A 20,175-nucleotide genomic window follows, 5' to 3' on the forward strand; every position below is an offset into this window, starting at 1 on the left:
ATCGGCATTATCCAGTAGAATAAGTCCGGGATCTTTGACCTGCCGGATTTTGAATTCCCTGGTGAGCTGCTCTATCTTAGCTTCCAGGGAATGCATACTTACTAAAAATGGGTGGATGTTTTCTTTCATGGTTTCATCATTTTGTCATTACATTTTTTTTGAATCGATAGCAATCTCCTCCGAAAATTGTTCTTTTCCGGAAGCAATCATTTTTAAAAACATTTGTCCCAGGACAAATATTTTGAACAATCTGCCTTAAACCAATACCGGTTTAAAAGGCAATAAATTCGAAAAATTATTTTTTAGATATGTACTCTTGCCAGCGAAGTCAAATCAAAAATATGGACAAGTAAGTACTTTGAAAATTGCTGTATTTCAGCTCTTTAAAATTAAATAATATTTTGATTTTAAAATAGTTAAGGGTGAATTTTTTGGCAAAATTAAATTTGATACCATTTGGGATATTTTGATAATATAAAACTTAAAAAGCAGCTTTCAGGATCACAAAATATCCCAAAACGCACTAAATAAAATGATGGCTTTAAAACCATTTACTTTTTTCATCTGGAGCATTTTCCTTTTTGATGTCGAAAAAGAGTAAAAAGTAGAGAGGGATGAAAAATTTTAGTACTTAATTTTCATTTACTTCTTTCAGCGCCTTCGCATTACCTTTTGATGCTTCTTTATTACCAAGCTTTGAAATTATAGAGGAGCTATAAATAGCCTGGCGGTTTATGCGCTACGGTTAATTTCAAAGCTTGTTCCTTTAGCATCAAAAGGGAAGGCGGTAAGCAAGTGGTTTTAAAAGAAAAAAAACTAAAATCTGGATCGGTAAATTATTTATAAAAATCGGGATGGGTATCGTCTTCTTCATAATCCCTTTTCCGATTCGCATATTTACTTTTAGGATCTGCAGCTTCCATGAGGGACATCAAAATAGCCAAAGTGGGATTTACTTTATTCTTCTCCATATCTTTCGTAATTGCGATCACTGCGTTTATTCTTTTCTTAATAATATTTTCAATTCGTCTGCCGGTGGGTCCAAAATTTTCTTTGGGAGAAATCTCATTGTAAAAGAAGAAATCCAACATTCCGGCCATAGCTTCCGAATGTGTTTTGTAATGCTTTTTAGAAAACTGCTGGAAACGTTCAGCAGTTTTTTTCTTGAATCGAATGTTGATATAGCCTTTCATTTTTTCCTATTTTTTGATTTTTGCCGCAAATTCCTGCCATTTTACTGGGGGTTTGAGGCCATTTGCCGCAAATCCATATATTTATAATATTCTCATAATTTTTAAAACACTGATAAACAATTAATTAAAATCGAAAAGGTAGTTCCAACATCGCTTTGCGTGTTGCCCTCTTGCTCTACCCCTTTTCGTCCCGCAGGGACAAAAACTTCGACTATTAAATTAAATTTACTAGCACTTTAAATGTTTAAAAACTAAATCATGACTTTTAAGATTTAAAAAAAAATCTTTCTGAATTTATTATAGAGATATGAGGGAATAAATGAGAATTATAAAAATGAAGGTGGTGAAAAGAACCTGAAGCAGAATTAATTTTTTATGTAATCCATTTCAAGGACTGTAAACCAGAACCGAGAATGAAGCGTTTCCGCATTTTCTGTGGAAGAAGCGGAATGGAAGGTGGCGGTTTTTCACTTGTGTCCGGTTGTTGGTTAACGAAGCTCTTTTTTCTGGAGGTACGGAAGGGAAATGTGCTGAGTGCGGTTTCGGATTATAATTTATAAAATTTGGACCTTATTATGCGAACAGGAATAATTGGGACTTTTTTTAAAAGGATTAAATAGAAATATTACATATTCTAGAAGCGGAGAACCTAGGTATTTAAAAACGATATTATCTCATAATTAAAAAAAAGAGGTGCAAATTTTAGATTTTTTTCAAAATAAAAAACACACTATTAATTATTTTTATTAATTAACATTTCTGGCGTAGCCACCGCCCTGAAGCCCAAATGTTCTTGTGAGGAGTCTAAGGAATTAGCCATTCGTGCCGAAATTCTATAGCTGGCGCAATAAGAAGCGCTACATAAGTACGAACCACCTTTAATTTGAACCTTTTCAGGTGCCATAACATTGGGGTTCTTCCATTTTGATGCTCCCTCCAGATTTTTAATAAATCCTTTTTTATTTAGCTCCGCATAGTAATTAATATTATACTAGTCGCTTGAATACTCCCATACATTACCCGCCATATCAAATTACCCATATGGATTGGGTGGAAAGGGTTTAACCGGTGCTTTAATTTCAAAACCATCTCTTTTAGTATTTGCAGTTGGGAATTCTCCTTCCCAGGAATTGGCCATTTCAGATAATTTTTTAGAATCGTTGCTCCAGCTGAAAATAGCTTTCTGCTGTCCGCCTCTAGCAGCATATTCCCACTCTGCTTCTTTGGGTAATCGTCTTCCCGCCCATTCGCAATAAGCTTGGGCATCCTCATAGGCAATATGTACCACAGGAAAGTTATCCTTTTCATTAATATTACTTTCCGGTCCTTGCGGATGTTTCCAATTGGCACCAATGGTCCAGTTCCATCATTGTGAATGATCATAAAGATTGGGAACACTGTTGTTTGTTTTTTTAAATATAAGTGAATGTGGTTGTAATATGGAATCATGAGGTTTAGGCGTTCCTGGGGGTAATTGTTTTTTGATTTCCTCCCAATTATTATCACGCTCTGCGACGGTCACACATAGCCCGTTTCATCTACAAATTTTTTAAATTCGGCATTGGTAACTTCTGTTTTATCCATAAAGAAACCATCTACTATAACCTCATGTGCCGGTTCTTAATGACTCATAGCCATTTGGTCTGAGTCGAGTGCACCCTGAATAAAAGTTCCGCCTGGTATCCAAACCATTCCTTCTGGTGTTTTGATATTTGAAGGCTGTTGAATCAATACACTATTAACTAATGGACTAATAAGATTTTTATTTTGATCAAGATTTTTAGTATTATTTTTTTCCTCGCAAGAATATAAAGCTATGATAAAGAATAAAAATCTAAGCCAATTTTCTCATTATATTGTAAATATTTAAACTTTAGTTAGTGAAAGTATATAACAGGGAATCTATTTAAAAATAATACCTTTTAGTTTATAGGAAAAAAAATACAGTCTTTTGCTAATATTATATAAATATAATATTGCTATTTATTTACTTCTTATAGGTGCTTTTATATTTTGAGGGAGGAACATCCATCATTTTTTTAAACATCCTTGAAAAATAATATTGATCTTTAAAGCCAATCAATGCGCAAATTTCTTTAATACTTTTATCTGTGAAATATAAATATTGACAGGATTTCTGAATTTTTAATTGAATAAAATAATGAATAGGTGGGTAGCCTGTATTCGCTTTAAAAACTTCTGAGTATCTTGATATAGATAAATTTTGATTTTCGGCTAAGTCATCAATTTTTAAAGATTTATGTAAGTTTTCTTTCATGTACTCCACCGATTGATTCACCATATTTTTTTCAGTAGATTTTGAATTGAATTCCTGTTGATATATGAATGAACTGACAAAATGCATAAGATTAATATTGGCGAATTCAAGAGCTCGATCTTCAAAAGTACGGTTCAATAGATTAATAATATCAAGAAAATTTTTGACTCGTTGTTCACTATAAGCGATGAATTTAACTTCTGGTTTGTTTTCATTGGCATATCTATCATAAATTATTTCAGCTCTCTTTCCAGTAAAATGTACCCAAAAGATAGTCCACGGATTTGATAATGAACTTTTATAGTGATGAGGAACTTCTGGAGGTATAATGATAAAGTGATTAGGTTTAAGGAGAAAAGATTGCTGATTTATAAAAACTTCACCTTCACCTTCAGTACAATACAACAGAATATATTCATTTGCCCCGATTTGACGGTTTCTATCATGAAATTCGGCGTGTGGGTAGAATCCAATTGCCGTTAAATAGAAATTTTGTATTAATACATTATTAACTATTTTTTTTAGGGAATCGGGGGGTAAAACTATCATTTTTTGCCCTAAAAATCCTTCTTTTTTTTTATCTGACGTCGTAGAATTGTCCATATGTAGCGCTTTTTTTAGTGAGATTGCATCTAATATAAGGTTTTCGTGAATTATGAATAAATGATATTAAAAGTAAAATATCAAGCTATTGGCAATTTTAATACCTTAATAATGATGTTTAAATTAAATTTCATAGTAAAATTTTGCATTTTTTTTAAAAATAGGAATAAAATCCATCATTACAATTATTCTATCCATTTACATCGACTCTTTTTACAACTATATTTGATTAATACTTTTTTAACAAAAAATTAATTATGATTTTGCTTAAACATAACACTGGTTTCTCTGATTATTTGCCGGGCATAGGCCTAACACTATTGGTATTTCTTTTTTCTTCGGGTTTGTTTGCTCAGGAAAGAGAATCTAAATCTCCCAATATAGTTTTCATACTTGTGGATGATCTGGGTTGGAAGGATTTAGGCATTCAAGGTAGTAGATATTATCTCACTCCAGAAATTGATGAGTTAGCTGAAGATGGAGTGAGATTTACCAATGCCTATGCAGCTAATCCGGTTTGTAGTCCAACAAGAGCAAGTATACTTACTGGGATGGATCCTGCTCATCATAAGGTAAACATATCGAATTGGATTGGAGCCCAAGAATATGAAGATCGTAGTGATGATAAGATGTTACAACCGCAAATTGCAGATCATCTGGCTTTGGAGAGAATTACTATGGCTGAATCTTTGAAAGCCAATGGCTATTCTACTTACTTCATTGGAAAATGGCATTTGGGTCATACAGAGGAATACTGGCCCGAAAATCAAGGATTTGATAAAAATATTGCTGGTTGGAGTAAAGGTAATCCAGGTAGTTTCTTTTCGCCGTATAATAATCCTAGAATAGAAGATGGACCTGAAGGTGAATATTTACCTTTTAGATTAGGAAGAGAAGCAAACTCTTTACTGGAAGAGCATAGGAAGGAGCGGTCTGATAAGCCGTTTTTTATGTATTTCTCTATGTATAATGTACATACACCTATTGAAGCTCCAGAGAATCTTATTGATGTCTTCAGAAATAGAAGAGAGAAACTTGGATTAAACCAAGATGGAATCTATGAAATAGATAAGGGTGTGAAAAACAGAACTAACCAAAGTGATGCTACTTACGCTGCAATGATATGGGCTATGGATTCGGTTATCGGTTCATTAATGAGAAAACTTGAAGAGCTTGGATTGGAGGAAAACACCATGGTTGTTTTCTTTTCAGATAATGGTGGGCTTTCAGCTCCTGGTTACGGTGTTACTTCCAATAAACCTTTGCGTGGAGGTAAGGGATGGGTTTATGAAGGAGGAATTAGGGAGCCATTAATAATCAAGTATCCACCTTTAACAGATGGGGATTCAAATAGAGTGGTTGAATATCCTGTGATAAGCAATGATTTTTTCCCGACACTTCTTGATGTAAGTCGTGTTGAAAAAAAACCTGATCAAAGTTTTTCCGGTATTTCCCTTAAACCAATTCTTTCATCAGAAGAAATGCCTGATCGAAATCTGTATTGGCATTATCCTCATTATAGTCCTCAAGGAGGTAAGCCTGCTTCGGCAATTAGAAACGGACCTTGGAAGCTTATCCACTTTTATGAGAGTGGAGAAAACGAACTATATAATTTAAAAAGCGACCCTTCCGAATCTACTAATTTGGCATCCCTGAAACCAGAACTTGTTTCAAAGCTCGAAGGTGATCTTATGCAATATTTAAAAGATATAAAAGCTCAATTCCCTAAAGAGAAATAGAAATAGTGCTGTAAGGTACTGATTTGGCGTAAATATTAACTTTTAATACGAAATCATGAAAAATAAAATTTTACTAGGAGTTATTTTTCTCATACTGGCTGTTAGTTGCGACACAGATGATGATAATAATTTGAGAGTAGATTCTCAACCCGAATTTACAATGGCTGAAACAACTATATCTTCCTTGCCTGGAATGGATTTATCATTGAAAGCAACAATTAATGATCCAGCAGGAATTAAAACGGTGAATATAAAATATGAACCTTGGGATTTAGATAAAACTATAATTAAGGATTCCTTACCTAATTCATACAATTTAGATTACACTTTTAAAGTTCCAGAAAGTGCGACTGAAAATAGTGAGCATATTATAAGTGTAACTTCCACAAATATTGGAGGAGTAAGTACCTCTACTGATTTTACCGTGACTCTGGATTTAGATGTTGAAGCACCTAAGATAACAATTGCAGACCCTGTGGATGGTGGAACCGTAATAATTGGTAACGGTGATGAAATTCAATTTAATATCACCGTTTCAGATAATGAATCTTTATCTGAATTTAGTATTGAAAGTGATGATTTTATTGATATTGTTGAAATTTCAGGCAATAGCTTTACGTATGAAAATAGTTTAAATATAGAAACAACAGGTGCCTACACTTTTACAGCGATAGTAACGGATGCGGCAGGGAATACTAACTCAACCAATTTTACAGTAAACGTATTTGATGAATTGAAGTTTGATAAAATGTATATGACAGTAGTTACTTCTGAAACACAATTAACTTCTGATGCTTTTGGTGTGCCTGCCATAATGGATGGAAGTTCAGTGGAAGAAGAGCAGGGATTTGTATTTACCGGAAGATATTATGCTGCAGAACCGAATACGGAATTAAGATTTATCCCTCAGAAAACATCCTTTGAGCCATATACTTTTGGGATAGATGCTAATGAGGAAGGTAGTCTTATAAATGGAACTAGTCCCGAGATCAATCCTCTTATATTGCCAGAAAAAGGCTACTATGAAGTCAAAATAGATTTAAGGGACTTCACATATAATCTTACGTCTTATACACCAACTGATGATACTTATGATTTTGTACAGATCATTGCTACAGGTATGCGTGTGAATGGGGAAAGTACCTGTAATGTGGATGCCGATGATTCCTTCCGGTGTTTTCATTTTAGCTCAGGTAAAGCTCTAATGCAGGATGAGGATAATCCATATAGATTTTATGCTACTGTAGAAATATTTGATGAACCTGATAGTGAAGGTGCGAATGGAATGATAATGAACTCAAATAAAGAAGGTTGGGCTCCATTCTGGCGATTTGATGAGAATAGGGCTGTACCTCAGGGAGGTTCTACCCTCACATTTCCTGAAGAATCACTTGATGGTACCTATCAATTTATTTTTGATACGCATCTAAATACGGTAATGATAACACCAATAAACTAACAGTATTAATATTTACAAAATGAATAGAAAAACTCAGAAAATAAATTTAAGGAGTATTTTCATGTGCTTCATGATGTTATGTTCCATAAACATCTTTGCTCAGGAAATTATTGTAAGCGGGACGGTAACAGATGTTGATGGTATGCCAATTCCTACAGTGAACATAATCCAGAAAGGGACAAGTAACGGTGTAATCACAGATTTTGATGGAAATTATGAAATAACTGTACCAGCTAATTCTACTTTAACCTTTAGCTATATAGGTTATGTTTCTAAGGATGTGGAAGTAAATGCTCAAACTACCATAAATGTTGAATTAACTAACGATCAAGGTGCTCTTGATGAGGTGGTTGTGATAGGATATGGTGAAGCCAGGAAGAAAGAGGTGACAAGTAGTATTTCCACTGTAGCTGGAGATGATCTTGAAAAGATAACTACGGGGAATGCTGCAGAAGGCTTACAGGGTCGCGCTTCTGGTGTTCAGGTAATTTCTCAAGGGGGGGCACCGGGTGCCGCTCCAGAGATCTTAATACGTGGCATAACTAGTTTTAATAACGATAAATCACCTCTTATAGTTGTTGATGGCGTGATGCTTCCTTCAGGTACAAATCTGAACTTTCTTAATCCTAGAGATATAAAAGATTTTCAAATTTTAAAGGATGCTTCTGCAGCTGCAATCTACGGTTCTCGAGCTTCAAACGGTGTGATTTTAATTACAACTAAACGTGGGAAATTTGGTAAAGCCGTGTTTACTTTAGATGTATCATCGGGTGTGAGTAATATAAATAAAATAGATCTAGCGGATTCACAGGAGTATGCAAGAGTGATTAATGAAAGAAATATAAATGAAGGACAGGAAATAAAGTTTACGGAAGAAGAAATTAGTGAATTTGGTGAAGGAACAAACTGGCAGGATGAAGTATTAAGTGATTTTGCTCTGGTTCAAAATTATAATTTAGGTATTTCCGGTGGTGGAGAAGATATAAAATACCTTGCAAGTGTTGGATATTTTGAAGAACAATCTCATTTTGAGAAAGGCTATAGAAAAAAATTAACTGGTCGCTTCAACCTGGACTTCCAAATTAGTGATAAGATTAAACTAAAGCAAGATATAAGTCCAAGATATGAACGTTGGGAAGATACTCCGAATGTATTCTACAATACTTTAAGAATTGAACCAACTACTGATGTATACATACCAATTGAGGAAAGAGCAGGTAGAAATGAATTTAGTATTTTCGATCGTTCAGGGATAGGGGTTCCAAATCCGGTTGCGAGTGTATCAAGGGTTTTTGGTGGAATTAATTATTTTGGATTGTTTACCAATACGCAACTAAATTATACTCCTTTTGAATGGTTGGACCTTCAAAGTCAATTTGGTTTTAACTTTGATAGTAGCCGTCGTGATGATTTTAATCCTGAATTCTTTATTCATCCTAATGAACAAAATCTTATAAATAATGTATTTAGAAGGGTCAATAATAACAGAGACTGGGTTTGGAATAATACAGCTACCTATAAAAATAAGTTTGGAGAACATGATATAACCTTTACAGCTGGTTTAATCTTAGATGAACAGCGTTTTAATTATGTTTCAGCTTATCGGGAAGATGTTCCGGGCCAATCAGAAGAATTAAGATATATCGATGCCGCCACCGGTGAGAATATGAGTGTAGGAGGAAACGAAAGTGTAAGAACGATGTTTTCTTATCTCGGTAGGCTCATGTATAATTACAAGGATAAATATTTCTTAACCGCAGCCGTTAGAAGAGATGCATCTTCAGTTTTCCCAGAAGAGAATAAATGGGGTACTTTCCCTAGTGTTTCTGTAGGTTGGTCTTTGGCTGACGAATCTTTCTTTGATTTTGATTTTATCAACGCCTTTCAAATTAAAGCCGGGTACGGCCAACTAGGAAATCAAAATATAAATCCTGCATCCAGATTTTTTGGAATAGGAGATTCAAACTATGCTTTTGGAGGGGAAAGAGTTGTAACAAATACCTTAAATAGATTCGGTAATGTAGATCTTAAATGGGAAACGGTTGAAGATATTAATGTTGGAATAGAAGGAACCCTTTTTGATAACCGTTTGACATTTTCGATTGAAAGATATCAGCGAACATCAAAGGATCTTCTGTTCCAGGTTGAGCCACCAAACTATACTGGTATTCCTGGTACCATAGCACAAAATGTGGGGAGTATGGAGTCTAAAGGATGGGATTTATCTGTTGGATTTTCAGATACCAAAAATAAATTCACTTATTCAATAAATACTAATATATCTGCTAACGAAAGTCGCTTGCAAGAGATTGCTCCAGGGATTGAAGAATTATTTGGTCAACAAAGATCAGACTTAGGAAATAGATACTTGAAAATATCGAGACCAGGAGAGATAGCTGGGCTATTCTACGGTTATGAAACCAGTGGTTTATTCCAAAATCAAACAGAAATAAACAGTCATTCTAGCGAGAATGGAGCTCTTTTACAACCGAATGCGGTTCCTGGTGATCTAAGGTTTGTTGATAAAAATAACGATGGAGCTCTCAATGATCAAGATTTAACAATTATTGGGAATCCTTTTCCAGATTTTACCGCTGGTTTAAATATGGACTTCTCGTATGGTAACTGGGATTTGACAATGCAGTGGTATGGTGTGTTTGGCAACGATATTATCAATTATACCAATTTATTTGCCTATTCGGCTATAAACGAAGTAAATGTTAGGGCCGGCGCTTTAGATAGGGTGTGGAGGTCTGATAACCCCGGGGCTGATTTTCCTAGACTTAGTAGTCTTGACAGGAACCAGAATTATCAAAGGCCATCTGATCTTCTTGTGGAGGACGGTAGTTTTGTAAGACTTAAAAATTTACAATTAGGGTATAATATTCCTTTAGAAGGCATTAATAAAATGAGAATTTCATTATCTGCTCAAAATTTATTTACAATTACAGATTATTCAGGATTTGATCCGGAAGTTAGTGCAGGAGGAGATGTAATCAATGGGTATGGGGTAGATTACGCCAACTATCCACTTACTAGAACTTTTTTGGTTGGACTTAATTTCTCATTATAAAATTTTTAAAAATGAAAAGAATAGTATTATTAATCGTATTAGGTGTTGTCTTGAATGGTTGTACTGATGATTTTTTAGATCAGCCATTGCGGGGACAACAGGAATTAGATGATTTCTTTGCATCAGCAGAGGCAAGTGAAAGATTTGTTAACGGTATTTATCAGAAGGTAAATGGTGAAGGTTGGGCACAAATTAATTTTTTTAGAACAATTAATGGCATGGCCTCTGACGATCAATGGTCTGGTAATACCGAACAGCCCAGAGCTGATATAACTGGCATTGCGCATTTTAATGTTTTTCCGGGCTCAGCCTATATCAATTCTTTTTGGGAGCACAATTACATAGGGATCACTCGTGCCAATTTAGCTTTGGATCAAATTTCGGAAGTAGAAATGGATGAAGATCATAAGGCGCGTTTACTGGCGGAAACTAAATTTTTGAGAGCCTGGTTCTATTTTGAATTAGTGAAAAATTATGGTGGAGTACCTATCGTTACTACTTGGGATGAGTTGTTCGAGCCAGAGGTTTATGAATATACGCGAAATAGTGTTGAAGAAGTATATACTCAGATCGAACAGGATTTAAACGATGCAATAGCTGTACTTCCTTTAAAAAGCATGTATGCTCAAAAAGATTTTGGTAGAGCTACAAGGGGAGCAGCTCAGTCTCTCTTAGGAAAGGCCTATTTATATCAGGAAAAATGGATGGAGGCAGAGCAAATGTTCGAAAATGTTATTCAATCAAATGAATATCAGCTTGAAGATAATTTTGCAGATGTATGGAAGCCTAACCATAGATACGGAGTTGAGTCTATTTTTGAGGTAGGTTATATTAATAATGAACAGTTTCCAAATATTGGAGGCGTTTATTCAACCACTCAGGGAAGTCGTGCAGATTTAGGTTGGAGTTGGGGTACTCCAACCAGTAATTTAGAAAATGCATTTTTATCAGAAGGAGATTCTATTCGTTTAAGATCAACGATAATAAAACACGGCGAGCCTGTATATGGCGATCCAGAAGTAACTGAATTTGATGCTGCTCCGGCTAGAAATAAATCAGGTAGAATTAACCGAAAATATTATTTACCTACTGCCGATAGACCAGAGCCATATCAGATAGGCCAACATCCATTAAGTCATATTCATATTAGATATGCAGATGTTCTGCTAATGCATGCTGAAGCCGCTTATTTTAACGGTAATGAGCAGGAGGCCATAGAATCTTTAGAAATAGTTAGGGATAGGGTTGGTTTAGAAATAAATATGAGTATAAATGGTCCGGCCCTAAGAGATGCTATCTGGAAAGAAAGACGCCTGGAATTGGCACTTGAATTACATAGATTATATGATTTAAGACGTCAAAAAATAAATGGAACACCTCGTATTTCATTAATTATGGGACCAAATGGCAGTTTTGTGGATTATAATTTAAACGAAAATGACGATCCATTTGAAACCACCAATATGGGAGAGGCAATGGATAAAGGAATTTTATTTGATGAATCAATACATATGTTATGGCCAATACCTCCAGAGGAGATTCAATTATCACAAGGTAGAATTGAACAGAATCCAGGTTACTAGTAAACATAAAATATACTAAAATTTTGATTATGAGGTTATCAATTCCCAAATATTTCTGGGCCAGGGGAATAATATCTAAATAAGATCAAATTTAAATTGAAAGACTAGTTTAATTAAAAAATAAAACTGTGAAAGACTTAAGAATAAAAATTATAAGTGCTTTAGCTTTATTGATGATCTCTTTCTCTTGTAGTCCAGATGCTACAGATCCTATGGATCCTAAATATGGAATTCCTGAAGAAGAAGCTGAAGAAGAGGTAGAAGAAGGGAATGAATTCACCGGAGATACTTTTTCAATTAATGTTTCTAATAGAAAAGAAATAAATCCTTTGATTTTTGGGCTGAACAATGATTGGAGACAAATACCTAGTACTCGATTCACAGCTTTTAGTCAGGAATATAAAAACTTAGGCGGTACTTTATTAAGATTTCCTGGGGGGTGGGAATCAGAATTTTATGATTGGGAAACCAATACTACCCCAACTTGGGATAACAAGCCTGAGGAGCCGGGTGCTGACATAAATACTATAAAATCCAATATTGAAAATTATAGTATTGTTCTACCTACCGCTATAGCGATGAATCATGAATTAAACTCAGCTTCATTTAACGAAGCTTTGATTGAACTTGAAGAAACAGCCAAAACCGCTATTACCATGGCGGGCGTGAATGAAATAGGAATTGTTGAAATTGGAAATGAATGGTGGTTGCAATATGCCGGAGGTGTAAGTAGAGCTGATAAATTGACTAAGTATACTACAGTTGCAATGAACATAGCAGAGTATATCAGTGAAGAATTTCCAGAGCGAAATTTTAAACTACTGATCAACGGTGATTATACTAAACCGAGTGAATTCGCCGATATGAAAGAACAATTCACTAAAGCTTACGAAGAAATTGATGGGGTGGCCTTGCATACTTATGTTGGTTATCAAACCGACACCCATAATATGGAGGATCTTCAGCAGCGGATAGGAGAATCTGCTGACAATTTTAATCCAGAGAAAAATTATATATACTTATCTGAATGGATGCCTTCAAGAGATTATAATGAAAAAAGGCTCTATATGGAAGCAGCAAATATAATTCCAGATATTTTTCAAATTTATGCTATGGCCGGTACAGATGCGGCAGCATTTTGGCCGCCTGTAAACTCCTCCATTCCTGGAGTAGGAGTATTTAATTGGAATTTTTCAAAAACCTTTCCTGTTGGACAAATATTTTCAGATTTATCAAATTCTTTTACCGGTGAAGTTGTAAGTACTAGTGATGGGAATTTTCAAATCACAGCAGCGTTACAGGATGATCAAACTTTAGTGGTTTATGTTCCGGGAAAAGATAGGGATGCGACAGATATCAAACTAGTTATTGAGGAGTTTAATGTAGAATCTATTGAGGTGGCTGAAAAGTTTGTCCCAGATGATTATACAGAAACAGCCAAAGCGGCACCATATAAGATAGAGACAGCATCGGCCAGTATAGATTCTGAAAATAAAGTTCAGTTCATGATTAACGAAGAGGGTTCCTATCAAATTATTAAACTGGTCCTTAAAGGAAGTATTAATTAGAGGGAAATTTAAGAGATACGATCGATTTACTAATTGAATGACGAATAGAATACACAGAATTGAATGAAAGCGAATATATTTTACTTTTTTACTATATTTTTTTGCACTTCTATCGATGCGCAAACTATTGAAGTGAACTTAGATCTTAATAATGAATTTCAGGAAATTGAAGGTTTTGGTGCCTCTGATGCCTGGAGAGCCCAATTTGTGGGGAAAAATTGGCCGGATGCTAAAAAAGAAAAAATCGCAGAGTTGCTTTTTAGCATAGAAGATGATAGACAAGGAAATCCTAAGGGGATAGGACTTTCAATTTGGAGATTTTACATTAGCGCAGGGACCTCTGAACAAGGGCAAAAATCAGGTATTAAAAATGAATGGAGACGCGGGGAATCATTTATAGATAAGAATGGAAATTACGATTGGTCTAAACAAGAAGGACAGCAATGGTTCCTCCAAAAAGCAAAGGAGCATGGTGTAGAAAAGTTTTTAGCCTTTTCCATCGCCGCGCCGGTTTTTTGGGCAGATAATAATAAAGGTTGGAACAGTAGAACTGATGGCAATCTAAATTTGAAAGCTGAATTTTATGATGATTATGCCGATTTCATGATAGAATTTCTTGATCATTTTCGAGGAGAAGGAATTTCTTTCGATTATCTCAGTCCAATCAATGAACCTCAATGGGATTGGGAAAAGGCTACTCAGGAAGGGACACCTGCAACCAATGACAATATTTCAGAGCTGGTTGAATTATTAGATAGTAAAATCAGTAAGAAAGATCTGAAAACGGAAATCGTTATCCCTGAAGCTGCCGATCTAAGATATCTATATTCAGATTTTAACAGACCTAAGCGTGGTAATCAAATTCAAGATTTCTTTGGAAGCAAAAAGAATAAGAAAACATATGTTGGAAATTTAAAGAACATACAGCCTACAGTTTCCGGTCATAGTTATTTCACTACCTGGCCTGTGGATAGTTTGATTAGGATTCGACGGGATTTAAATCAATCATTAAAGAAGAATAATCTTGGCTATTGGCAAAGTGAATTCTGTATCCTAGAGAAGAATGACGATATAGGCGGAGGAGGCAAAAGGGATTTGGGAATGGGTACCGCACTTTATGTAGCCCGTGTTATCCATGCTGATTTAACCTTAGCAAATGCTAAATCCTGGCAATGGTGGACGGCTTTGACAATTGCAGATTTTAAGGATGGTCTGATCTATCTGGATACAGGAAATCCTGAAGATATGTACAATAGAAAGTCCTTGAAATATGATGGAGAATTTCACGATTCTAAACTATTGTGGGCATTAGGCAATTTTTCCAGGTTTATAAAGCCAGGGATGCAAAGAATTTCAGCTGATCTAAATTTAGACCTGCCTTTGAATGAACAGTATGAAGATATTATGGTTTCCGCTTATAAAGATTCTATAACGAATGAACTGGTTATAGTTGCTATAAATTATAGTGAAAATCCAAAAACTTTGAAGGTAGATAATAGAGAAATTACCTTTGGAAAGGTCTATGAAACTTCAACTCATAAGAATCTTGCTTTAAAAGAAATTAAAGGAAGATTTATCGAAATTCTACCTAGAAGTATAATAACCATTACCGGAACAATCAAAAACCAATAAATTTCAAATGGAGAAGACAAAATTCAATTTCACCTATTTACTTTTTCTAGCCTTAGTTTCTGCAATGGGAGGTTTCCTATTTGGTTATGACTGGGTAGTAATAGGCGGTGCCAAGCCTTTCTACGAACTCTATTTTGAGATAAATACTATGCCATCATTACAGGGCTGGGCCATGAGTAGTGCGCTGGTTGGTTGTATTTTTGGTGCTGTACTTTCAGGATTTGTTGCAGATCGGTATGGACGTAAACTCCCACTGATCTTTGCAGCTGGTTTGTTTTCCTTATCGGCCTTTGGGACTGGCTATGTTGATAATTTCACCCCTTTTATTATTTATAGATTGATTGGAGGACTGGGGATTGGATTAGCATCTACATTATCACCAATGTATATCGCTGAAATAGCACCGGCTAAATATCGGGGTCAATTTGTAGCCATTAATCAATTGACAATTGTTATTGGAATTCTCGCTGCCCAGATTGCTAATTATTTTATTGCAGAGTCTATACCTGAAACCCTTTCTGCTACAGGTATTCTGCAATCGTGGAATGGTCAAGTAGGTTGGCGCTATATGTTTTGGGCAGAACTTATTCCCGCAGGAGCTTTTTTCTTGCTAATGTTTTTTGTGCCAAAAAGTCCCCGTTTCCTGGTGAAAATAAAAGAAGACAACAGAGCGCAGAAAGTTTTGGGGAAAATTGGAGGATTAGAATATGCGAGGAAGGAATTAAAAAATATTCAATTCACATTAAATCAAAATAATAAAGGGAAGATAAATTTTTCAGATTTCAGTAACCCAAAGGTTAAACCTATTATTATTGTTGGAATTGTACTGGCAATTTTTCAGCAGTGGTGTGGGATTAATATTATTTTCAATTATGCGGAAGAAATTTTCACTGCTGCCGGTTATAGTGTAGGTGATATGCTCTTTAATATCGTAATCACAGGAAGTGTAAACCTTATTTTCACTTTTATTGCAATGCGAACAGTGGATAGCTGGGGACGAAGAAAACTAATGTTATTTGGATCTATTGGTTTGGCCGTAGTTTATGCAATTTTAGGCGGTGCTTATTATTTCCAGTTCACCGGCTGGCCAGTGTTACTTCTAGTAATCATCGCAATAGGAATTTATGCAATGTCATTAGCACCGATAACGTGGGTTGTGCTTTCAGAAATTTTCCCAAACCGACTGCGCGGTGCAGCAATGTCTATAGCAACCTTTTCCCTGTGGGTAGCCTCCTTCATACTTACTTTTACTTTTCCCATCCTTAATAATGCTCTGGGAGCATCAGGAACCTTCTGGGTATACAGCGGAATTTGTGTTTTAGGCTTCGTCTTTATCCAAAAGAAATTACCAGAAACTAAAGGGAAGAGTTTGGAAGAAATTGAAATTGAATTGACTGGGAAGGAAGCAGAAATAAGTCAGAGAGAATCTGGAAGAGAGGTAAAAGTTTAGAAATGAAAATTTATAAAATACATATCGCAATTATTTTCTTTGGTTTATTTCAGATTGTTGGAATGCAGGATTGCAATTCGCAAGTAGCAAATGGTGAAACATATCTTGATTCTTTAAAAATGGACCTTGAAAAGAAATGGCCTGATAACAGGACCATCAACCTTGTTTTTCATGGGCATTCGGTACCTACCGGGTATACAACTGGAGGGGTGGTCGATCGAATAAATTCATATCCATTTCAAACACTAAAAAATATAAATGATTACTACCCATATTCGGTGGTTAATGTGATAACTACATCAATTGGAGGTGAACAGGCAGAACAAGGAGCCAGGAGGTTCAAAGATGAGATACTAAGATATAAACCTGATGTGCTCTTTATAGACTATGCTTTAAATGACCGTGGCATCGGACTCGACACCGCTAAAGCTGCCTGGAAAAAGATGATTGAAATGGCACTTTCCAAAAAACTAAAAGTAATTCTCCTAACCCCTACACCAGATTTAAGAGAAGATATTTCTAATCCAGATTCAAATTTAGCTAAGCACGCAGAACAGATTCGAGATCTAGCGGAACATTATGAAGTAGGGTTAATTGACAGCTACCAAATGTTTAAAGAATTATCCATGGTTAAGCAACTTAAAGCTTTTATGGCACAGAATAACCATATAAACCAAAAGGGACATCAACTGGTAGCCGATTTGATTTTTAGCGAATATTTTAAGAAATGAAACTACCAATTAAACATATCGCCTTTTTAACTCTGCTTTTCGTTTTAATATCCTGTCAGGATAAATCTACAAGAATAGATTTAGCTGGAAAGTGGAAATTTAGAATCGATTCTTTGGATCTTGGTGAAGAGGAGGAATGGTTCAAAAAATCATTAGAGGATACTATATCTCTGCCGGGATCAATGGCTGAAAATGGTAAAGGTCACGATATTGACCTTCATACCCACTGGACGGCGAATATGTGGAACGATAGCCTTTGGTATAAAGGTGATAAATATGCAGAATACCGGCAACCTGGCAATATAAAAATTTCCTCTTGGCTTAGCCCCGAGAAAAAATATTACGGTGCTGCCTGGTACCAGAAAATAGTTAATATTCCAAAAGACTGGAATGAAAAAAATGTCTTTTTGGATTTGGAACGTGCCCACTGGGAAACTACACTTTGGATTGATGGTCAGAAGGTGGGAGCCGAAAATTTACTGGCTACTCCGCATAGATACAACCTTACTGACTTGCTTTCACCAGGGAAGCATCGAATTAGTATTCGAGTAGATAATAGGATTAAGGATATAAATGTTGGAAAGGATGCACATAGTATTTCTGATAATACCCAAAGCAACTGGAACGGTCTGATAGGAGATTTACATCTTGTCGCAAAGCCCAAAGTATACATAGATTTGGTAAGAGTAAAGCCAGATGTTACCAATAGGGAGGTAGAAGTCATTGCAGAAATAATCAATACTTCTAATTCTTCCCAGGTTGTAGAACTTAAACTTTCAGCTAAAAATATCGAAGGAGTAGAGGTTGGTACTGGTGAAATACAAAAAAAATATTCGGTAGGTAAATCCCAAACTGTATCCATATCCTACCCAATGGGAGATAGTGTAGAACTTTGGGATGAATTTAATCCTAATGTATATGAAATGAACTTAAAGCTGAATTCTAAACAAGGTGAGGATAGCAAGAAAGTTCGTTTTGGAATGCGGGAATTTAAAGCTAACGGAAAACATTTTGCCATTAATGGTAGACCTGTTTTTCTAAGGGGGACTTTGGAATCTGCAATTTTTCCTAAAACAGGATACCCTTCAACTAAAAAGGAGGATTGGGCAAAAATTTTTGATATCATCAAAGATCATGGGTTAAACCATGTGCGATTCCATTCCTGGTGTCCTCCTGAAGCTGCATTTGATGCTGCAGACGAAGCAGGTATTTATCTGCAGGTAGAAGCTTCTGCCTGGACCGTAGTTGGCGACGGGAAACCTATTGACCAATGGCTGTATAAAGAAGCCCAGGCTATTTTAGATGCTTATGGTAACCATCCATCTTTTGTGATGATGGCACATGGGAATGAGCCAAGTGGAGATAACCATATAAAATATCTAATCGATTTTGTAGATCATTTTAAGAGTCAGGATAATACTAAAGTATATACGAGTGGGGCTGGCTATCCATACATTGAAAACGCTGATTACTGGAATACTCCGAAACCAAGGATTCAGCAATGGAATCAGAATTTAAATAGTATTATAAATAGGGAGCCTCCACAGACTTTTTTCGATTACCAAGAGATTATTGATTCTACTTCAATGCCAGTGGTGAGCCATGAGATTGGGCAATGGTGTGTTTATCCCAATTTTAAAGAAATGGATAAATATACCGGTGTTCTAAAGCCGAAGAATTTCGAAATTTTTAAAGAAACCCTGGAAGATAACCATATGGGGAATTTAGCTGATAGCCTAATGCTTGCCTCTGGAAAGTTGCAAACCTTATGCTATAAAGCAGAAATTGAAGCAGCATTGAGAACAAAAGATTTCGCAGGATTTCAATTGTTGGACTTGCATGACTTTCCTGGACAAGGAACCGCCTTAGTTGGAGTACTGGATGCATTCTGGGATGAGAAAGGATATGTGACAGCCAAGGAATTTGAATCTTTCAGTGGTCAAACAGTACCCTTAGTAAGATTAAAGCAAAGAACATTTAAAAACACCGACACTTTATACGCTAAGGTAGAAATTGCCCATTTTGGAAAAGAGATTTTAGAAAATGTTACGCCAACTTGGACTCTTGAATTTGAGAATGGTAAAACCTTTGCAGAGGGAGCCCTATCCTTAAAAACGGTTTCAATAGGAAATGGAATTGATCTAGGAGAAATCTCAGTTTCTTTAAATGATATTGATGAAGCTAGTAAGTTAAACTTAAGTGTAGGTTTAGGAGACCATATAAATGATTGGGATATTTGGGTATATCCAGCTGAAAAACCCGAAATATCTGAAACCGATTTTCGGGTAGTTGAAACTTTGGACGCAGAAACCATTGATTACCTTGAAAATGGAGGTAAAGTTCTGCTTAACCCTTCTAAAGGAGCTGTGGTTTCTGGTAAAGGAGGAGATATTGCTGTAGGTTTTTCCAGTATCTTTTGGAATACATCCTGGACTAATGGTCAGGAACCACATACATTGGGGATTCTTTGTAATCCCGAACACCCCGCGTTAAAAGAATTTCCAACGGATTATCATTCCAACTGGCAATGGTGGGATGCTATGAATCATAGTAACGCTATAGTGTTGGATGAATTTAGCTCCGATTTAAAACCAATTGTGAGAATAATAGATGATTGGTTTGAAAATAGAAGACTGGCATTGTTGTTTGAAGCAAAGGTTGGAAAGGGGAAGCTATTAGTTTCAGGTGTAGATCTCCACACCAATCTTGAAAATAGATTAGAAGCTCAACAATTACTGTACAGTTTGAAAAAATATATAAGCTCTAAAGAATTCAATCCACAAAATGAAGTGGCCATGGAAGATATTATGGGCATTTACGTTAAATAGAAAATTTAATTATAAACTAGGTCAAATCTGATATTTAC

12 protein-coding genes and 1 pseudogene are annotated in these 20,175 nt (G+C 35.6%); 9 read left to right on the plus strand and 4 right to left on the minus strand.

What is annotated here, in order from left to right:
* Nucleotides 1–836: 836 nt before the first annotated feature.
* The 4 genes and pseudogenes from B5X51_RS15450 to B5X51_RS15465 all read right to left on the minus strand — a co-directional run bounded on the left by B5X51_RS15450 (nt 837) and on the right by B5X51_RS15465 (nt 4,074).
* A complete protein-coding gene (locus B5X51_RS15450; protein ID WP_079722096.1) occupies nt 837–1,193 on the minus strand; it encodes a BfmA/BtgA family mobilization protein in 357 nt (118 codons plus the stop codon).
* A gap of 733 nt (nt 1,194–1,926) precedes the next feature.
* Nucleotides 1,927–2,547, minus strand: a pseudogene (locus B5X51_RS16075) (SUMF1/EgtB/PvdO family nonheme iron enzyme).
* Nucleotides 2,548–2,711: 164 nt separating this feature from the next.
* Nucleotides 2,712–2,777 carry a hypothetical protein gene (locus B5X51_RS16080; RefSeq protein ID WP_079722110.1) on the minus strand — a complete coding sequence of 22 codons (66 nt, stop codon included), beginning with the start codon at nt 2,775–2,777 and terminating at the stop codon, nt 2,712–2,714.
* 403 nt (nt 2,778–3,180) lie between these two features.
* Nucleotides 3,181–4,074 carry a helix-turn-helix domain-containing protein gene (locus B5X51_RS15465; protein ID WP_079722097.1) on the minus strand — a complete coding sequence of 298 codons (894 nt, stop codon included), beginning with the start codon at nt 4,072–4,074 and terminating at the stop codon, nt 3,181–3,183.
* A gap of 263 nt (nt 4,075–4,337) precedes the next feature.
* On the opposite strand from B5X51_RS15465, the gene B5X51_RS15470 reads away from it, so the two are divergent.
* From B5X51_RS15470 to B5X51_RS15510, 9 genes are all read left to right on the plus strand, one after another.
* Nucleotides 4,338–5,813, plus strand: a complete 1,476-nt coding sequence (locus tag B5X51_RS15470) for a sulfatase (protein ID WP_176132773.1) — start codon at nt 4,338–4,340, stop codon at nt 5,811–5,813.
* Between the two features lie 55 nt (nt 5,814–5,868).
* Complete coding sequence (locus B5X51_RS15475; protein ID WP_079722099.1) at nt 5,869–7,272, plus strand: hypothetical protein; 1,404 nt, start codon at nt 5,869–5,871, stop codon at nt 7,270–7,272.
* 19 nt (nt 7,273–7,291) lie between these two features.
* Nucleotides 7,292–10,345 carry a SusC/RagA family TonB-linked outer membrane protein gene (locus tag B5X51_RS15480; protein ID WP_079722100.1) on the plus strand — a complete coding sequence of 1,018 codons (3,054 nt, stop codon included), beginning with the start codon at nt 7,292–7,294 and terminating at the stop codon, nt 10,343–10,345.
* An 11-nt stretch (nt 10,346–10,356) separates the two neighbouring features.
* Nucleotides 10,357–11,928 carry a RagB/SusD family nutrient uptake outer membrane protein gene (locus tag B5X51_RS15485; RefSeq protein WP_079722101.1) on the plus strand — a complete coding sequence of 524 codons (1,572 nt, stop codon included), beginning with the start codon at nt 10,357–10,359 and terminating at the stop codon, nt 11,926–11,928.
* A 128-nt stretch (nt 11,929–12,056) separates the two neighbouring features.
* On the plus strand, nt 12,057–13,496 hold the full coding sequence (locus B5X51_RS15490) for a hypothetical protein (RefSeq protein WP_079722102.1): 1,440 nt from the start codon (nt 12,057–12,059) through the stop codon (nt 13,494–13,496).
* A gap of 63 nt (nt 13,497–13,559) precedes the next feature.
* Complete coding sequence (locus B5X51_RS15495) at nt 13,560–15,128, plus strand: glycoside hydrolase (RefSeq protein ID WP_079722103.1); 1,569 nt, start codon at nt 13,560–13,562, stop codon at nt 15,126–15,128.
* Nucleotides 15,129–15,135: 7 nt separating this feature from the next.
* Complete coding sequence (locus B5X51_RS15500; protein ID WP_079722104.1) at nt 15,136–16,578, plus strand: sugar porter family MFS transporter; 1,443 nt, start codon at nt 15,136–15,138, stop codon at nt 16,576–16,578.
* 2 nt (nt 16,579–16,580) lie between these two features.
* Nucleotides 16,581–17,309: an SGNH/GDSL hydrolase family protein gene (locus tag B5X51_RS15505; RefSeq protein ID WP_079722105.1), complete on the plus strand. Its 729-nt coding sequence runs from the start codon at nt 16,581–16,583 to the stop codon at nt 17,307–17,309.
* Nucleotides 17,306–20,137 (plus strand): sugar-binding domain-containing protein, encoded by a 2,832-nt coding sequence (locus B5X51_RS15510; RefSeq protein WP_079722106.1) that lies wholly within the window; start codon nt 17,306–17,308, stop codon nt 20,135–20,137. The genes B5X51_RS15505 and B5X51_RS15510 overlap by 4 nt, the downstream gene beginning before the upstream one ends.
* Nucleotides 20,138–20,175 lie beyond the last annotated feature (38 nt).

Source organism: Salegentibacter holothuriorum (genome assembly GCF_900168045.1).
Classification (GTDB): Bacteria; Bacteroidota; Bacteroidia; order Flavobacteriales; family Flavobacteriaceae; genus Salegentibacter; species Salegentibacter holothuriorum.

Coding starts and splice junctions, on each gene's coding strand:
- B5X51_RS15450 (WP_079722096.1), bottom strand. CDS start 1,193: ATGAAAGGCTATATCAACATTCGATTCAAGAAAAAAACTGCTGAACGT.
- B5X51_RS15465 (WP_079722097.1), bottom strand. CDS start 4,074: ATGGACAATTCTACGACGTCAGATAAAAAAAAAGAAGGATTTTTAGGG.
- B5X51_RS15475 (WP_079722099.1), top strand. CDS start 5,869: ATGAAAAATAAAATTTTACTAGGAGTTATTTTTCTCATACTGGCTGTT.
- B5X51_RS15480 (WP_079722100.1), top strand. CDS start 7,292: ATGAATAGAAAAACTCAGAAAATAAATTTAAGGAGTATTTTCATGTGC.
- B5X51_RS15485 (WP_079722101.1), top strand. CDS start 10,357: ATGAAAAGAATAGTATTATTAATCGTATTAGGTGTTGTCTTGAATGGT.
- B5X51_RS15495 (WP_079722103.1), top strand. CDS start 13,560: ATGAAAGCGAATATATTTTACTTTTTTACTATATTTTTTTGCACTTCT.
- B5X51_RS15500 (WP_079722104.1), top strand. CDS start 15,136: ATGGAGAAGACAAAATTCAATTTCACCTATTTACTTTTTCTAGCCTTA.
- B5X51_RS15505 (WP_079722105.1), top strand. CDS start 16,581: ATGAAAATTTATAAAATACATATCGCAATTATTTTCTTTGGTTTATTT.
- B5X51_RS15510 (WP_079722106.1), top strand. CDS start 17,306: ATGAAACTACCAATTAAACATATCGCCTTTTTAACTCTGCTTTTCGTT.